Here is a 15,009-nt window from a genome sequence, read left to right on the forward strand (position 1 = left end):
CGCTGACTGCGGCGGCGGCCCTGCCCCGGGTCAGGGTTCGTAGCATGGCCGCTCCTGCTGCCCTTCGCCGTGGTCGCCGAGGCGGTCCCGCCAGGCGGCGACCTGGTCGAGCATCGCGGGGTCGACGTCGTGCTCGCCGGACGGGGACCGGCCGGCGGGAGGCGTCGCGCGGGAGGCGGGCATGTCGAGGACCATGGTGAGCCCGCCGCCCGGGGTCTCCTCGATGGCGATGGAGCCGTCCATGGCCTCGGCGAGTCCGCGGGCCAGCGCGAGGCCGAGGCCGACGCCGGTGGTGTTGTCGCGGTCGCCGAGCCGCTGGAAGGGCTCGAAGACGCGGTCGCGGTTCTCGGGCGGGATGCCGGGGCCGCGGTCGATGACGCGCAGCTGGATCCGGTCGGCGTGGGCGCTGGCGGTGACCAGCAGCGGTTCGCCCGGCGGGTTGTAGCGGACGGCGTTGGTGAGCAGGTTGGCCAGCACCCGTTCCAGGAGGGCCGGGTCGGCCGTCATCTCCGGCAGTCCTTCGGGAATGCCGATCTGGACCTCGGCCGGGCCCATGTCGGCCAGGACGCGCGGCACGATGTCCTCGGCGGCGACCTTGCGGAGCGAGATGCCCAGCGACCCGGCCTGAAGGCGGCTCATGTCGAGGAGGTTGGCGACGAGCCGGTCGAGCCGGTCCAGGGACTGCGCGGCGGTTTCGAGCAGCTCCTCCCGATCTTGCGGGCTCCAGGTCACGTCGGGGCTGCGCAGGCTGTCCACGACGGCCTTGGCGGAGGCGAGCGGGGTGCGCAGGTCGTGGCTGACGGCGTTCAGCAGGGCGGTGCGCATCTTGTCTGCGGCGGCCAGGGGCCGGACCTGCTCGGCGGTCTCGGCCAGCCGCCGCTGCCGCAGCGCGACGGCGGCCTGGGCGGCGAACGCCTCCAGCACGCGCCGGTCGGACGCGGGAAGCGTACGGCCGTGCAGGACGAGGGCGAGCGTGTCGTCGACGAGGATGTCGGTCTCGCCGGCGGCCGGGGACGTACAGGGTTCGCCGCCGACGTTGGCGACGACGTTCCAGGCGTCCGGGTCGCGTTTGGTGACGGGGGTGTCGGGCTCGTCCGGGTCGCGTTCGAGCAGGGTCACGGACGGTGAGCGCGTAGGTCTCCCGGAGCCGTTCGAGGATGCCGTCCAGGGCGCCCGGGGCGGTGCCCGGGGCACGGCGGCCGTCCGGACGCGGGTCCGTCCCGTCGCCGCGCAGGATGTCCCCGGCCAGGGTGGACAGCGCCTGGGCGTCGGCGCGGGCGCGGGCCGCCTCCCGGGCGCGGTGGGCGGCGCGGTCGACGATCGTGCTGACCATCACCCCGACCACCACGTAGACCCCGAGCTGGAAGATCACCTCCGGGTCGCTGATCATGAACGTGTGCCGGGGGTCGGTGAAGTAGTAGTTGAGCAGCAGGGTGCCCGCGATGGCGGCGAACAGCGCCGGGAGCAGGCCGCCGATGAGGGCGACCACGACCACCCCGGCCTGGAACACCAGGATCTCGGTGGTGAGGGAGACCGTGTCGTCCAGCCGGTCCAGCAGGAGCGCCAGCAGCGGCAGGACGGTCACGGCCGCGGCGAAGCCGAGGTTGCGCCGCCGGGCCGGGACGCCCCAGCTCTCCCGCAGCGCCTTCCAGCGGTGGCCCTGGTTCGCCTCCTCGTGGGTGACCAGGTGGACGTCGATCGGCCCGGACCGCGCGGTGACGGTGACGCCGACGCCGCGGGAGAACAGCTGCGCCAGCCGGCCGCGGCGGGAGGCGCCCAGCACGAGCTGGGTGGCGTTGACCCCGCCCGCGAAGTCGAGCACGGCGTCGGGCACGTTGGTGCCGACGACCTGGTGGTAGCTGCCGCCCAGGCTCTCCACCAGGTCCCGCTGCCGGGTGAGGTTGGCGGGGTCGGCGTCGGTGAGGCCGTCGCTGCGGGTGACGTGCACGGCCAGCACGTCGGCGCCCTTGGTGCGGTCGGCGATGCGGGCGGCGCGGCGGATCAGCGTCTCGCCCTCGGGACCGCCGGTGAGGGCGACGACGACCCGTTCCCGCGCCTCCCACGTCCGGTGGATGTCGTGGTCGGCGCGGTAGCGGTCGAGCTGGTCGTCGACCTTGTCGGCCAGCCACAGCAGCGCCAGCTCGCGCAGCGCGGTGAGGTTGCCGATCCGGAAGTAGTTGCCGAGCGCGGCGTCGATCTTCTCGGGGGCGTAGACGTTGCCGTGCGCCATCCGCCGCCGCAGCGCCTCCGGCGTCATGTCGATCAGCTCGATCTGCTCGGCGCGGCGCACCACCTCGTCGGGGACGGTCTCGCGCTGCGGGACGCCGGTGATCTGCTCGACGACGTCGTTGACCGAGTCCAGATGCTGGACGTTGACGGTGGTGATGACGTCGATGCCGGCGTCGAGGATCTCGTCGACGTCCTGCCAGCGCTTGGCGTTGCGGCTGCCGGGGACGTTGGTGTGGGCGAGCTCGTCCACCAGCGCCACCTGCGGCGCCCGCGCGATGACCGCGTCCACGTCCAGCTCGGTGAAGGTGGTCTCGCGGTAGCTCAGCGTCCTGCGCGGAACCGTTTCCAGGCCCTCGATGAGCGCGGCGGTCTTGGGCCGGTTGTGGGTCTCCACGTAGCCGATGACCACGTCGGTCCCCCGCGCGGCGCGGCGGCCGCCCTCGGCGAGCATGGCGTAGGTCTTGCCGCCCCCGGGCGCCGCCCCGAGATACACCCGCAACCGTCCTCGGCCCATCACACCTTTCTTCCGCGTGCGCCCACCGGGGCCGCTAGCGGTGCCGGACTGCCCCGTCGTGTACGGGGCGGTCCGGCACCGTTCATCGTGCGCCTCGTCGAGGTCAGCGGCGGACGGGGTACCGCTGGTCGAGCGCGACGTTCAGTTCCAGGACGTTGACCGCACGCTCCCCCATGAACCCGAGCGCCCGGCCGGTCGTGCTGGCCTCGACCAGTTCGGTGACCTGACCGGCGGTGATCCCGCGGGTCTCGGCGACGCGACCCACCTGGATCGCCGCGTACTCGGGTGAGATGTGCGGGTCCAGTCCGCTGCCGCTGGCCGTGACCGCGTCGGGCGGGACGGCCGGCGTGGTCGGCGCGCCGCCCTTGACGGGCACGATCAGCCCCTTGCCGTAGTCCGCGCCGTACTTCGCCAGCTCGACCCGCACACCGTTGTAGGACGGGACGAAGGGCGCCTTGACCACGCCTTCCTGCTCGTTCACGCTGACCACCCGGGTCGGGTGCGGGACCCTGCCGTCGGTGGTGCGGTCGCCGAAGACGGCCAGCACCGCGCCCACGCCGCCGCCGGTGCAGAAGGGCCGGGAGCCGTCCACGCCTTCCAACTCGCCGACCGACCTGCCGCGCTCGCAGACCTGCGTGAGCAGGCTCTGCTTGGCGTTCTCGTCGTCCTTACCCGCCGCGGTGAGCTTCGGGTCGGGGAGGACGTCGACGATGTCCTCGGGGCCGAGGTTGCTCGCCGCCGTCGCGGTCGGGTCGTAGCCGTCGCCCGCGTTGGACGGACGGCTCTGGAAGTACTGCTTGAGCGGGTCCCCGTTCTCGTCGGTGAACGACTGGCCGATGATCGACGACCCGACGGTCTTCCCGTCGACCTTGAGCAGCGAGCCGTCGGCGTCGTCGTGCAGGCCGGGCAGGCGTCCGACCGCGAAGACGGCGAGCGGGTAGACGACGCCGAGCAGCACCGTGAAGACCAGGAGCGCGCGAAGCGCGGCCAGGTGCTGCCGGAACCAATTCGGAACACGCATGTCAGGACATCCCCATCCCCGGAAGGAACTGGACGAGCAGGTCGATGAGCTTGATGCCGATGAACGGGGCGATGATCCCGCCCAGGCCGTAGACGGACAGGTTGCGGCTCAGCAGCGCCGAGGCGCCGGACGGCCGGTACTTCACCCCGCGCAGCGCGAGCGGGATCAGCGCGACGATGACCAGCGCGTTGAAGATCACCGCGGACAGGATCGCCGACTGCGGGCTGTGCAGCCGCATGACGTTCAGCGCGTCCAGCCCGGGGAACAGCGAGACGAACAGCGCCGGGATGATCGCGAAGTACTTGGCGATGTCGTTGGCGATGGAGAACGTGGTCAGCGCGCCCCGCGTGATGAGCAGCTGCTTGCCGATCTCGACGATCTCGATGAGCTTGGTCGGGTCGGAGTCCAGGTCGACCATGTTCCCGGCCTCCTTGGCGGCCGAGGTGCCGGTGTTCATGGCGACGCCGACGTCGGCCTGCGCGAGGGCGGGCGCGTCGTTGGTGCCGTCGCCGGTCATCGCGACGAGCCGGCCGCCGTCCTGCTCGCGTTTGATCAGCGCGAGCTTGTCCTCGGGCTTGGCCTCGGCGAGGAAGTCGTCCACCCCGGCCTCGTCCGCGATGGCCTTGGCGGTGAGCGGGTTGTCGCCGGTGATCATCACGGTGCGGATGCCCATCCGGCGCATCTCGTCGAACCGCTCCCGCATCCCGGCCTTCACGACGTCCTTGAGGTGGATGACGCCCAGCACGCGCGCGGTCTCCCCGGACTGCTCGCCGACCACGAGGGGTGTGCCGCCCGAAGCAGACACCCCGTCCACGATCTGGCTCAGCTCGGCCGGAACGTTCCCGCCGCGCTCCCTGACCCAGTCCGCCACGGCAGCGGCCGCGCCCTTGCGCAGCCAGCGGTCGGTTCCGGGGGGTGTGGGGGGTCGTCCCCCCACAGGCAGCCGATCCGGGACGCCGTCGCCGAGTTCGTCCAGGTCGACGCCGCTCATCCGGGTCTGCGCGGTGAACGGCACCCAGGTCGCGTGCGACAGCTCGCCCGGAGTGCGCTCGCGCAGCCCGTACCGCTCCTTGGCGAACACCACGACCGAGCGCCCCTCGGGCGTCTCGTCGGCCAGGCTGGACAGCTGCGCCGCGTCGGCCAGCTCCGCCTCCGCCACGCCGCTCACCGGGAGGAACTCCGCCGCCTGCCGGTTGCCCAGCGTGATGGTGCCGGTCTTGTCCAGCAGCAGCGTGTTCACGTCGCCGGCGGCCTCCACCGCACGCCCGCTCATGGCGAGCACGTTGCGCTGGACGAGCCGGTCCATCCCCGCGATGCCGATCGCGCTCAGCAGCGCGCCGATCGTCGTCGGGATCAGGCACACCAGCAGCGACACCAGCACGATGCCGGTGACGCCCGCGCCGTCGAGGGCGAGCGAGTCGGCGACGCCGGGGTTGCCGGCCTTGGAGTAGATCGCCATGGGCTGCAGCGTCGCGACCGCCAGCAGGAAGATGACCGTCAGCGCGGCGAGCAGGATGTTCAGCGCGATCTCGTTCGGCGTCTTCTGCCGGCTCGACCCCTCCACCAGCGCGATCATCCGGTCGATGAACGACTCGCCCGGCCGCTGGGTGATCTTCACGACGATCCGGTCCGACAGCACCTTCGTCCCGCCGGTGACCGCGGACCGGTCGCCGCCCGACTCCCGGATGACCGGGGCGGACTCGCCGGTGATCGCGGACTCGTCCACGCTGGCGATGCCCTCGACGACGTCCCCGTCGCCGGGAATGATCTGCCCGGCCTCGACGACCACGTGGTCGCCCTGCCGCAGCTCGGTCGCGCCGACGTTCTCCTCGCGCGGCCTGGCCTGGCCCGGCGTCCAGCCGAGCACGCGGCGCGCGACCGCGTCGGTCTTGGCCTTGCGCAGCGAGTCGGCCTGGGCCTTGCCGCGGCCCTCGGCCACCGCCTCCGCCAGGTTGGCGAACAGCACCGTCAGCCACAGCCAGGCCGTGATCAGCCAGGCGAACACGCTGGAGTCCAGCGCCGCGAGCACCGTGGTCCACACCGCGCCGACCTCGACGATCAGCATGACGGGGTTGCGCCACAGGGTGCGCGGGTCCAGCTTGCGGGCCGCGTCCGGCAGCGACCGGGCCAGCATCGCCGGGTCGAACAGGCCGCCCTGCGCGCGACCGTCCTTCTTCGCGGGCGGCTGCGGCGCCGAACTGGGCGCCTGAAGCGTCTGGGTGGGCATCAGTGGATTCCTTCGGCGAGCGGCCCGAGCGCGAGCGCCGGGAGGAAGGTGAGCGCGACCAGGATGAACGTCACCCCGACGACGAGCCCGACGAACTGCGGCTTGTGGGTGGGCAGGGTGCCGTCCGACTCGGGCGCCGTGCCCTGCCGCGCCAGCGAGCCCGCCAGCGCGAGCACCAGGATGATCGGGATGAACCGGCCGAACGCCATGCACAGCCCGAGCGCGGTGTTGTACTCCACCGAGCTGACCGTGAGCCCGGCGAACGCCGACCCGTTGTTGTTGGACGCCGAGGTGAACGCGTACAGCACCTCGCTCAGCCCGTGCGCGCCGGTGTTCGCCATCCCCTCGCGGCCCCAGCCGGTGGCGACCGCCACGGCCGAGCCCGCCAGCACCAGGGCCGGGGTGACGAGGAAGTACATCGACGCCAGCTTGATCTCACGGGCGCCGATCTTCTTGCCCAGGTACTCCGGGGTCCGGCCGACCATCAGCCCGGCGACGAACACCGTGATCACCGCCAGCACCAGCATCCCGTACAGGCCCGCGCCGACACCGCCGGGCGCGACCTCGCCCAGCATCATGTTGAACAGCAGCATCCCGCCGCCGATGCTGGTGTAGGAGTCGTGGAACGAGTCGACCGCCCCGGTCGAGGTCAGCGTCGTCGCCGAGGCGAACGCGCCCGAGTTCGACACCCCGAAGCGGGTCTCGACGCCCTCCATGGCCGCGCCGGCCGCGGTCGGGACGGTCCCGTGGTGCATGAGCTGGAAGACCTGCGTCACCACCATGCTCGCCACGGCGATCACCGCCATCACCGACACGATCGCGTAGCCCTGCCGGTTCTGGCCCACCATCCGGCCGAAGGCGCGGGGCAGCGAGAACGGGATCAGCAGGATGAGGAAGATCTCGATCCAGTTGGTCCAGGCGGTGCCGTTCTCGAACGGGTGCGAGGAGTTGGCGTTGTAGAACCCGCCGCCGTTGGTCCCCAGCTCCTTGATGGCCTCCTGGCTCGCCACCGGCCCGCCGGTGATCGTCTGCTGCCCGCCGACGAGGGTCTCGACCACGTGGTCGCCCGGGTCCCAGAAGTTCTGCACCAGGCCGCCCGCGATCAGCAGCACCGCCCCGACGAACGCGATCGGCAGCAGAATCCGCACGCTGCCGCGGGTCAGATCGACCCAGAAATTGCCCAGGTGATCGCTCTTCCTGCGCGCGAACCCGCGCACCAGCGCGATGGCCACCGCCATCCCGACCGCGGCCGATACGAAGTTCTGCACCGCCAGTCCGGCCATCTGCGTCAGATGGCTCATCGTGGACTCGCCCGAATACCACTGCCAGTTCGTGTTGGTGACGAAGCTGACCGCGGTGTTCCAGGCGCCGTCCGACTTCACCGGCTCCATGCCGATCGACAGCAGCAGCCTGTTCTGCAGGCGCTGCAGCAGGTACAGGAACAGGATGCCGACCACCGAGAACGCCAGCACGCTGCGGGCGTAGGCCGCCCAGCTCTGCTCGGCGTCCGCCCGGACGCCCACCAGCCTGTAGACCCCGCGCTCCACCCGCCAATGCGAACGGCCGCTGTAGACGCGGTACATGTAATCCCCGAACGGGCGGTAGACCACCGCCAGCACGGCGACGAGGGACCCGATGAACAGGATCCCCGCGACAGTCGAACTCACTAGAATCGCTCCGGATAGAGAAGGGCGACGACCAAGAAGACGATCAGCCCGAATGCCAGAACCAGACCCACCACGTTCTCGGCGGTCACAGTTTTCCCACGCCCTTCACCAATAGGCCGAGCAGGACGAACACCGTCAGCGTCAGCAGGACGAAAATCGCGTCAGACATCGCCTTTTCCTTCATTCACCGAATGGCCGCGTGCCGAGACGGCCCGCGACCGCACCGCCGGCCGGAGACCACGCGCGGGCGGCACCGAGCGCGGCGTCACCCAAGGACGGCAACTCTGACCGCCCATGACGTGCAGGGTGGGACGTGCCATCAGCCCGCACCCCACCAGCAGCCCCGCGCGGAGCGCGTCGTCCGGCCCGGTCAGCGCGAGACTTCCCGTCTTCACGACGTCGAATCCGGTCACCATGGCCCAGGCCACCGTCCCCAGCACACCGCCGACCACGACCGGTGCACGCAGCCCCCAGCCGACCACCGCGACCGCGACCGCCACGAACCCGGCCTGCCAAGGCGCGTCCTTGAGAACGACCGCGCCGACGAACACGCACAGCGCCCCGCCGGCCAGCGGAAACGCGATCTGCTCCAGACGACTCATCACACCCCCTCCCCGACATCGCACGGCCCCGTTCACGAGACCAACAGGAGTAAAACGCCTGCTAGCTGCCGCTATAAGCCCCTTTGACGGTTTCTTAACGCCCCGCCCCCGCTTTTTAACGCGTCCCTGACACCAACGACGACAGGGCTTCGGCGATGCTGGGCCTAGTTCGGGGCTTGAGGTCGCTGCGACAGGGCGTCGGCGCGGCTCACGATTAGTGTGGAAATCGAGCACAACAGGAGGAGACGCCATTGGTTACGCCGACGGATTCGCGGAGGGTGCGCGAGCTTGTCTATGGGACGTTCGCTTCGGAGGGGCGCGCGCCGTCGGCGGCCGAGCTGGCGCGCAGGACGCGGAGCAGTGTCGACGCAGTTCAGGGGGCCTTGCGCGACCTGGCGGAGGCCCATGCTCTGGTCTTGACGCCTGATGGGGATGCGGTGCGGATGGCGCACCCGTTCACGTCGGCGCCCATGGCGTTCACGGTGACTCCGCTGGACGGGTATGACGACCGCCGCTGGTGGGGCGGATGCGCGTGGGATTCGTTCGGCATCAGCGCCGCTCTTCATCTGGACGTCCGTGTTGACACGGCATGTCCGCAGTGCGGAACCCCGATCAGTTTTCAGGCCGGCCCGGAGATTCCGCCTCCACGGGAGCTCGCGGTCCGCTTTCCGCGGCCCGCTCAGGAGTGGTGGGACGACGTGGTCAGCACTTGCACGATGATCCGCATGTTCTGTGACCGCGGGCACGCCGGGCAATGGACGACGAACAACGCGCCGGGCCGCGGCTATGTCGCTGACGCGACGACCGTCTGGCGACTGGCAGAGCCGTGGTACGGCGACCGCCTGGACCCAGAGTTCCGACCGCACAGCCGCGAGCACAACCAGCGTCTTCTCGATGAATGCGGCCTCACAGGCTCGTTCTGGAAGCTGCCGTAGCCTGGCGCTATTGAGGCGGGCGGATCTTTGCCGCCGCTTCATGGAGCAGGCCGGGGGCCAGTCGGCGGTGGACGGCGGACAGCGGTGACCACAGGAGACGGCCGGGGAGCCGGTCGTAGCGGATGAAGGTCGCCAGCGAAACGCGACCGTCGGCCGCCTGGACGAGAAGGTTGCCGGTCAGGGACCGGGAAGCGGCCTCGAGCCGGATCCAGTTCTCGCCGCGTCCGGTGATCTGCCATCCGGCCACGGTGTCCGGTGATCGCCCCTTGGCGAGCCGCAGGCCGAGCAGGACGCGCCAGATGAATCGTTCCGCGAGGGTGGGAGTGTCGCCGAACATCGTCCGGGCCCACTGCTCCGGCGGCGCGTCCCTGTCGGTGGTGAGGGTGAACAAATCGACGTAGTCGATGTCGGACAACGAGCTGAGAGCGCGGACGGGGCGCGGGACGTCGTCCGTCCCCACAGTTCTGTCGACCAGGCCGGCGGCCATTTCACGGTCTCCATTCATGTATACGGTAGCGTATAGATAGAGGTTAGGCGATATATACGGTGGCGTATATGCGGTGGAGAGGTGAGGTGGGGCACATCGTGGGCGCGACTCGCACGCCGCGTGACAGGTGGATCGAGGAGGGGCTGCGGGCGCTGGCCGCCGGCGGTCCGGACTCCGTCCGCGTCGAGGTGCTGGCAAAGCGGCTCGGTGTCACCAAAGGCGGGTTCTACGGGTATTTCGCCGACCGCGACGCGCTGCTGGAGGCGATGCTGGACGGCTGGGAGCGGGAGAGCGTCGACGACGTGATCGACCGCGTCGAGCGCGAGGGCGGCGACCCGAAGACCAAGATCCAGCGTGCGGGCGGGCTCACCTTCTCCAGCGACCGCCTGCTGCCCATCGACCTCGCGATCCGGGACTGGGCGCGGCGCGACACGGCGGTCGCCGCGCGCCTGCGGCGGGTCGACAACCGGCGCATGGCGCTGCTGCGCGAGGTGATCGGCGCCTTCTGCGCCGACGCCGACGAGGTCGAGGCCCGCAGCCTGCTCGCGTTCTGCGCGGCGATCGGCGAGCACTTCCTCGCCGCCGACCACGGCGGCCGTACCCGGGCCCAGGTTCTCGCCCACGCCGCCGACCTGCTGCTCGACCGCCCCCGCAACGCGTGAAGGACACCCCGTTCAGGGAACTCGCGCGCACGTCCACCTCGATCAGCGGTGAGGCGGCCGCCGGTGATTCACTGCATTCTTTCGCGGAGGAGTTTCGCCAGGTCGTCGGGGAGGCCCGGGCCTGGCGTCGCGACGATCTGGCGGACGTCGACCGGACGGCCCGTTCTCGCGTCGACCACCTCGATGTCGATCGGACGGCCCGTCGCGCGGTCGTGCAGTTCGATGGGCGGTCCGTTGGGATCGGAGAGCCAGCGGTCGCCCCAGCGGATCATCGCGGCGAGCACCGTGAAGAAGTCGCGGCCCTTCTCCGTCAGCCGGTACTCGTGCCGGACCGGGCGTTCCTGGTAGGGGACGCGGTCGAGCATGTCCTCCTCGACGAGGCGCTCCAGGCGCTGGGTGAGGACGTTGCGGCTCAGGCCGAGCCGCTGCTGGAACTCCTCGAAACGGCGGGCGCCGTAGAACGCCTCGCGCATGACCAGGGGAGTCCACCAGTCGCCGGCGAGATCGACGGTGCGAGCGATCGAGCAGTGCCAGGTGTCGAAGCGGGTACGGCGCATGCCCCCATGTTAGTTGCCGTACTGAACTGACTGTCCTAGGGTGAGTCTCTCTAGAGAACTTACCTCCGGCGAACCGGAGCGATCATCGCCACGAGCGTCCAGGACGGTCTTCGGGGGCCTGGCCTGGCAGCACGGCAAGGCCATCCCGCTGACGAAGGGGAAGCTGATGAACGTCCGGCTTGACGTGCCCGTTCTTGCCGGTGATCTGGTGCGGCTGGAGCCGCTGGCGATGCGGCACGCGCCGGATCTCGCGGCGGCGGCCGAGGAGGACCGGTCGTCCTGCGGCTTCACGCTGGTGCCTCGCGGCGCCGAGGTGCCGGACTACCTCGCGGCCCAGCTCGCGCGCGACGGGCTGACCCCGTTCGCGCAGGTCCGGACCGCCGACGGGAAGGCGGTGGGATGCACCGGCCTGTGGGATCCGCGCACGTGGCCGGATCGGCCGGAACTGCGGGCGATCGAGATCGGCTTCACCTGGCTGGCCGCCTCGGCGCAGGGCACCGGGATCAACGCCGAGGCGAAGCTGCTGCTGCTGTCGCACGCGTTCGAGACGCTCGGCGTCACCCGCGTCGACCTGAAGACCGACGCTCGCAACCACCGCAGCCGCCGCGCCCTGGAGCGACTCGGCATCCCGTTCGAGGGCGTCCTGCGCGCCTGGTCCGTGTCGTGGGTGCGCGGCGGCTGAGGAGGGCGAGGTCCGCGACTCGGCCATGTTCGCGGTGATCGCCGCCGAATGGCCGACCGTCAAGCCGGCGCTTCTCGCCCGGCTGGCCGCCGCGCGTTCCCGTCCGCCGGCCCTCTGGCGGGTCCGGCCGGGTGACGGCCCTTCGGCGGGCGCACCGGAATCAGCCGTTCAGGACGTGGACGCGAGCGCCGGGAGCCAGGGGCGGCCTGGCCGGGGATCCGGTCGTGGATAGGGCGGGAAGAAGGCGTCGTGGAGCGAATCGTCATCGGGTAGCTGGTAGCGGCGGTAGATGTAGCCGCCCGATGCGGTGGTGAAGCGCGCGTCCACGGGCAGGACGTGCGCCGCCAAGGTATGGCGCCACGCCGTCCCGGCCCGCTGAGAGGCGGCCGCCCCGTGCCACACGTTGCCGTCGTGAAAGACGATCGTGCCCGCGGGCACTTCGAGCTGGACGACGGCGGGATCCGCGACTCCCGCGGCGGCGGCGGACGCCCGCATCCGTGCGCGGTGGTCGCCGGGATCGTGGAAGTCGGCCGGCAGCGGGACGGTCGGCCAGCGGTGGGAGCCGGGAACGTACTCGATCGTCGCCGCGTCGGCGCGGGTGTCGTCGAACGTCATCCAGCAGGTGCTCATCGTCGCCGGCGCCAGGAAGCCGACGAAGGAGTTGTCCTGGTGCAGCGCCGACGCCCGCGCGAGCGGGGGTTTGATCCAGATCGTGTCCTGGCCCAGGCGCGTCCCGGGCCATCCGGTGACGTAGGCGATCCAATCGCCGACCCAGGGCGCCTGGACGATCGACGCGATGACCTGGTCGGACTTCCATGCGTTGGCCATGTGACGCGTCGCGTCGGGGAGACTCAGCCCTTCCCGCCAATACCACTCGTCCGGATAGATCCCGGTCGGGAAGCGGCCCGCGAAGAGCCCCGCGAGGCGGTCGCGCGCCCATCGGCACTGGTCGGGCGTGAAGACGGGTTCCATGACGACGAACCCGTCGCGGTGAAAGCGTTCACGCGCGGCGCCGGGCTCGTCCCAGGCGATGATCGGGTGCATACGGCGAAAGCTACGGTACCTTCGCCGCCATCTGTGATCATCCGAAACTCTCTCGGGAAAAGCAGGTGATGTATGGAACTGTCACGGGCTGACCTGGAGATTATCGTCGCTCTGCAGGAGAACTCTCGGCTGACCAACCGCGAGCTGGCCAAGCGGATCGGCGCCGCCGAGTCGACGACGCACGAACGCGTCCGGCGCCTGGTCCGCGGCGGCGTGATCAAGCGGTTCACCGCGGAGATCGACCCGGCCGCGCTCGGCCGGCCGATGCAGGCCATGATCGCCGTCCGGCTGCGTCCCCAGAGCGAGGACGTGGTGGAGCGCTTCCTGAGCGTGGTGATGGATGATTCCTGCGTGCTCGACGCCACCGTCGTGTCCGGCGAGATCGACGTGCTGCTGCGCGTCGCCGTACCGTCGGCCGAGCATCTCCGCACCTTCGCCTGGGCCAAGGTGACGTCGGCGAAATCGGTGCAGTCGATCACCACACACCTGGTGTACGAGTACCGCCGCCGCCCGATCACGGCACCGGCCTGACCCCCCACGGTCGGCGGCGCCAGCCTCTATCGAGCGAATGTTGCCCAGTAGTGCGCAGCAAAATCGGGTGAAATTGCCAATTTCGCTGGATTCTTTGGACCGGTTCACCTTCCGGCCTGCGGTGACATGACACGGTCTAATCGCGTTCTATGACGTACGAACGGCCGGAATCCCGGCAAGCCTTGCCCAGGCTCGGGGCTTGGGGTTAACGTTCCGCCACCAGACAGGAAAGTTTCCTGTTAGATGGAGTGACATATGGCCCGCTCCCCTCCATCGCCCGTGCAAGCGGCCGTGCCGTCCGGCAGCCGCGGCGCTCCCCGGCTCCGGCGCCCGCCGGGCCGACTTCCGCAGCCGCACAGCCGGCAGACCCCCTCCCGCACGGCCGCCGACCGCGATCACACAAGCCCACCCCAGAACGCGAGGACCCCCCGCATGAAGAAGACAGGACGCAAGCTCGCCGCCGCGACCGCAGGCGTCGCGATCGCCCCGCTCGTCGCCGTCGTGCTCCCCGCGACCGCCGCGCTCGCGCACGGCTACGTCTCGGCGCCGCCGAGCCGCCAGGCGCAGTGCGCGCAGGGCGTCGTCCAGTGCGGAGCGATCAAGTACGAGCCGCAGAGCGTCGAGGGCCCCAAGGGCCTGCGCAGCTGCAGCGGCGGCAACGCCGGGTTCGCCGAGCTCGACAACGACAGCAAGGGCTGGAGGGTCACCAACGTCGGCCGCTCGCTCTCGTTCACCTGGACGTTCACCGCCCGGCACCGCACCCTCAACTACGAGTACTACGTCGGCGGCCAGAAGGTCGCCACCGTCGACGGCAACATGCAGCAGCCCCCGGCCACCGTGACCCACAACGTCAACCTCGGCAGCGCGTCCGGCCGCCAGAAGATCCTGGCCGTCTGGAACATCGGCGACACTCCCAACGCCTTCTACGCCTGCATCGACGTCAACATCTCGTGACGCGCCGAATCCTCACGCTGCTCGGGGCCGCGCTGCTGACGGCGGGCGCGGTGCCCGCCGTCCTGCCGATGTCGTCCGCCGCCGCCGCCGAGTGCTCGGCGGCCTGGAGCGCCTCGTCCGTCTACACCGGTGGCGCCCAGGTCTCCCATGGGGGGCACAACTGGTCGGCGAAATGGTGGACGCAAAACGAAGCTCCGGGCAGCACGATCGTCTGGGCCGACCAGGGAACATGCGGCGCCGGCGATCCTCCGGACGAGCCCGGCGACCCCGGGAACTCCGCTTTCGTGGTGAGCGAGGCACAGTTCGGGCAGATGTTCCCGAGCCGGAACTCCTTCTACACCTACCAGGGTCTGACCGAGGCAATGTCCGCCTACCCCGCGTTCGCGAACACGGGAGGCGACACCATCATGAAGCAGGAGGCGGCCGCCTTCCTGGCCAACGTCAACCATGAGACCGGCGGGCTGGTCCACATCGTGGAGCAGAACAAGGACAACTACCCGCATTACTGCGACGCGACCCAGCCCTACGGATGCCCGGCGGGCCAGGCGGCCTACTACGGCCGCGGGCCCATCCAGCTCAGCTGGAACTTCAACTACAAGGCCGCCGGCGACGCGCTCGGCATCAACCTGCTCAACGACCCCTGGCAGGTTGAGCGGAACGCGGCGGTGGCATGGAAATCCGCCCTGTGGTACTGGATGACCCAGAAGGGCCCGGGCACTATGACCGGGCACGACGCCATGGTCAACAGCCGCGGGTTCGGCGAGACGATCCGCAGCATCAACGGCAGCCTGGAATGCAACGGCGGTAACCCGTCCCAGGTGCAGAGCCGGGTGGACGCCTACAAGCGGTTCACCACCCTGCTCGGCGTGCCGCCAGGCGCCAACCTGACCTGCTGAC

At 70.4% G+C, this 15,009-nt stretch carries 14 protein-coding genes and 1 pseudogene; 6 read left to right on the forward strand and 9 right to left on the reverse strand.

Annotation, left to right across the window (positions count from 1 at the left end; all coding sequences use genetic code 11):
• Positions 1-162: 162 nt before the first annotated feature.
• The 6 genes and pseudogenes from ACH35V_RS29870 to ACH35V_RS29895 all read right to left on the reverse strand — a co-directional run.
• Positions 163-2,743 (reverse strand): annotated as a pseudogene (locus tag ACH35V_RS29870) (ATP-binding protein); the annotation flags it as partial.
• A 103-nt stretch (positions 2,744-2,846) separates the two neighbouring features.
• Complete coding sequence (locus tag ACH35V_RS29875; RefSeq protein ID WP_395977303.1) at positions 2,847-3,764, reverse strand: potassium-transporting ATPase subunit C; 918 nt, start codon at positions 3,762-3,764, stop codon at positions 2,847-2,849.
• A gap of 1 nt (position 3,765) precedes the next feature.
• Positions 3,766-5,991: a potassium-transporting ATPase subunit KdpB gene (kdpB, locus tag ACH35V_RS29880; RefSeq protein ID WP_395977305.1), complete on the reverse strand. Its 2,226-nt coding sequence runs from the start codon at positions 5,989-5,991 to the stop codon at positions 3,766-3,768.
• On the reverse strand, positions 5,991-7,658 hold the full coding sequence (gene kdpA, locus ACH35V_RS29885) for a potassium-transporting ATPase subunit KdpA (protein ID WP_395977307.1): 1,668 nt from the start codon (positions 7,656-7,658) through the stop codon (positions 5,991-5,993). The genes kdpB and kdpA overlap by 1 nt, the downstream gene beginning before the upstream one ends.
• Positions 7,658-7,747 (reverse strand): K(+)-transporting ATPase subunit F, encoded by a 90-nt coding sequence (gene kdpF, locus ACH35V_RS29890; protein ID WP_395977309.1) that lies wholly within the window; start codon positions 7,745-7,747, stop codon positions 7,658-7,660. The genes kdpA and kdpF overlap by 1 nt, the downstream gene beginning before the upstream one ends.
• Positions 7,748-7,819: 72 nt before the next feature.
• Positions 7,820-8,260, reverse strand: a complete 441-nt coding sequence (locus tag ACH35V_RS29895; protein WP_395977311.1) for a hypothetical protein — start codon at positions 8,258-8,260, stop codon at positions 7,820-7,822.
• A gap of 278 nt (positions 8,261-8,538) precedes the next feature.
• Here ACH35V_RS29895 and ACH35V_RS29900 point away from each other — a divergent pair, with 278 nt between their 5' ends.
• On the forward strand, positions 8,539-9,195 hold the full coding sequence (locus tag ACH35V_RS29900; protein WP_395977313.1) for an alkylmercury lyase family protein: 657 nt from the start codon (positions 8,539-8,541) through the stop codon (positions 9,193-9,195).
• Between the two features lie 7 nt (positions 9,196-9,202).
• Here the strand turns inward: ACH35V_RS29900 and ACH35V_RS29905 are convergent, their stop codons facing one another.
• Complete coding sequence (locus ACH35V_RS29905) at positions 9,203-9,682, reverse strand: hypothetical protein (protein WP_395977315.1); 480 nt, start codon at positions 9,680-9,682, stop codon at positions 9,203-9,205.
• A gap of 86 nt (positions 9,683-9,768) precedes the next feature.
• Between ACH35V_RS29905 and ACH35V_RS29910 the strand changes: the two genes are divergently transcribed.
• The gene (locus tag ACH35V_RS29910) at positions 9,769-10,344 is read left to right on the forward strand and encodes a TetR/AcrR family transcriptional regulator (protein WP_395977317.1); all 576 of its coding nucleotides are present in this window, start codon (positions 9,769-9,771) and stop codon (positions 10,342-10,344) included.
• Between the two features lie 68 nt (positions 10,345-10,412).
• Here the strand turns inward: ACH35V_RS29910 and ACH35V_RS29915 are convergent, their stop codons facing one another.
• Positions 10,413-10,901, reverse strand: a complete 489-nt coding sequence (locus ACH35V_RS29915) for a winged helix-turn-helix transcriptional regulator (protein WP_395977319.1) — start codon at positions 10,899-10,901, stop codon at positions 10,413-10,415.
• A 40-nt stretch (positions 10,902-10,941) separates the two neighbouring features.
• On the opposite strand from ACH35V_RS29915, the gene ACH35V_RS29920 reads away from it, so the two are divergent.
• Positions 10,942-11,583, forward strand: a complete 642-nt coding sequence (locus ACH35V_RS29920) for a GNAT family N-acetyltransferase (protein ID WP_395977321.1) — start codon at positions 10,942-10,944, stop codon at positions 11,581-11,583.
• Positions 11,584-11,751: 168 nt separating this feature from the next.
• On the opposite strand, the gene ACH35V_RS29925 is transcribed toward ACH35V_RS29920, so the two are convergent.
• Positions 11,752-12,627, reverse strand: coding sequence for a phytanoyl-CoA dioxygenase family protein (locus tag ACH35V_RS29925; RefSeq protein WP_395977323.1), 876 nt, complete (start codon positions 12,625-12,627; stop codon positions 11,752-11,754).
• A 72-nt stretch (positions 12,628-12,699) separates the two neighbouring features.
• Here ACH35V_RS29925 and ACH35V_RS29930 point away from each other — a divergent pair, with 72 nt between their 5' ends.
• From ACH35V_RS29930 to ACH35V_RS29940, 3 genes are all read left to right on the forward strand, one after another.
• Positions 12,700-13,158 (forward strand): Lrp/AsnC family transcriptional regulator, encoded by a 459-nt coding sequence (locus tag ACH35V_RS29930; RefSeq protein WP_395977325.1) that lies wholly within the window; start codon positions 12,700-12,702, stop codon positions 13,156-13,158.
• Positions 13,159-13,590: 432 nt separating this feature from the next.
• Positions 13,591-14,112, forward strand: a complete 522-nt coding sequence (locus ACH35V_RS29935) for a lytic polysaccharide monooxygenase auxiliary activity family 9 protein (protein WP_395977327.1) — start codon at positions 13,591-13,593, stop codon at positions 14,110-14,112.
• Positions 14,109-15,008: a glycoside hydrolase family 19 protein gene (locus ACH35V_RS29940; RefSeq protein ID WP_395977329.1), complete on the forward strand. Its 900-nt coding sequence runs from the start codon at positions 14,109-14,111 to the stop codon at positions 15,006-15,008. Before ACH35V_RS29935 ends, ACH35V_RS29940 begins: the two co-directional genes overlap by 4 nt.
• Position 15,009 lies beyond the last annotated feature (1 nt).

Source organism: Actinomadura sp. 1N219 (genome assembly GCF_044326405.1).
In the GTDB taxonomy this organism is placed as follows: domain Bacteria; phylum Actinomycetota; class Actinomycetes; order Streptosporangiales; family Streptosporangiaceae; genus Spirillospora.